Source organism: Brevibacterium linens ATCC 9172 (genome assembly GCF_900169165.1).
Lineage (GTDB): Bacteria > Actinomycetota > Actinomycetes > Actinomycetales > Brevibacteriaceae > Brevibacterium > Brevibacterium linens.
The window spans coordinates 1-1,007 of sequence record NZ_FXYY01000080.1 but is presented as its reverse complement, the minus strand read 5'-3'; the positions used below and the strand labels follow the sequence as shown (position 1 = coordinate 1,007).

General features: G+C 57.4%; 1 protein-coding gene and 1 tRNA gene. One reads left to right on the top strand and one right to left on the bottom strand.

Annotated features, from left to right (window positions below):
• The coding region (locus BLIN9172_RS17865; RefSeq protein WP_145998015.1) for an IS630 family transposase at positions 1 to 695 on the top strand (695 nt) is incomplete at its 5' end.
• Positions 696 to 877: 182 nt separating this feature from the next.
• On the opposite strand, the gene BLIN9172_RS17860 is transcribed toward BLIN9172_RS17865, so the two are convergent.
• Positions 878 to 951, bottom strand: a tRNA-Pro gene (locus BLIN9172_RS17860).
• Positions 952 to 1,007: the final 56 nt, after the last annotated feature.

Genomic DNA, 1,007 nt, shown 5'->3' with positions numbered 1-1,007 from the left:
TCGCCAGAGCCTGGCGCGAATATGGGATCCAGCCATGGAAGGCAGAGACGTTTAAGTTCTCCACCGACCCCGAGTTGGAAGCCAAAGTCACCGATGTCATCGGCCTCTACCTGGCACCACCGGACAATGCCGTTGTGCTCAGCGTTGATGAAAAATCTCAGATCCAGGCTCTCGATCGCACGGCCCCGTTGCTGCCGATGCGCATGGGTGATGCCGAGAAGCGCACTCATGACTACCACCGGCACGGAACATCAACACTGTTCGCAGCTTTGGACGTCGCTACAGGTCAGGTCACCGGAGCCGTGAAACCCCGTCATCGGCGTCAGGAGTTCCTGTCGTTTCTGCGCCAGATCGATCGGGCGTATCCGGACCAGGAGCTGCATTTGGTCATGGATAACTACGCGACTCATAAGACAGCCGAGGTCCGGGACTGGTTGGAAGCCCGCCCCCGGTTCCATGTCCACTTCACACCAACGTCGGGGTCGTGGTTGAACCTCGTCGAGGTGTGGTTCGGGATCATTGATCGCCAGGCGATTAAGCGGGGTGTGTTCACGTCAGTGAAGAACCTCAACAAAAAGATTCGAGAGTTCATCACGGGGTGGAACAAGCGTAAGCACCCGTTCGTGTGGACGAAGACTCCAGAGCAGGTACTCGAGAAAGCGAAACCTAAAACAACTTCAGAAACGCGACACTAGAAGTCGTCGATATGTGAAGTCCTCCGGCACGGATCCGGTCCGCCCGCTGCACAGCGACCAGGGAGATGATGTCGAATCCGACAGAGACGTGAAACGTGCACGATGTCGTGAGACAGGTCCGGGCCAGAAATGAGAAATGTGCCGCGACATCGAGTGAACGACGTCGCGACACATCACAACGGTCGGGATAGCGGGATTCGAACCCACGACCTCCTCGTCCCGAATGAGGCGCGCTACCAAGCTGCGCTATATCCCGTGACCAGCCACTACTATAGCGAGGGTAGCGCGAATCGAAAAATCGGCGCCCCCGAT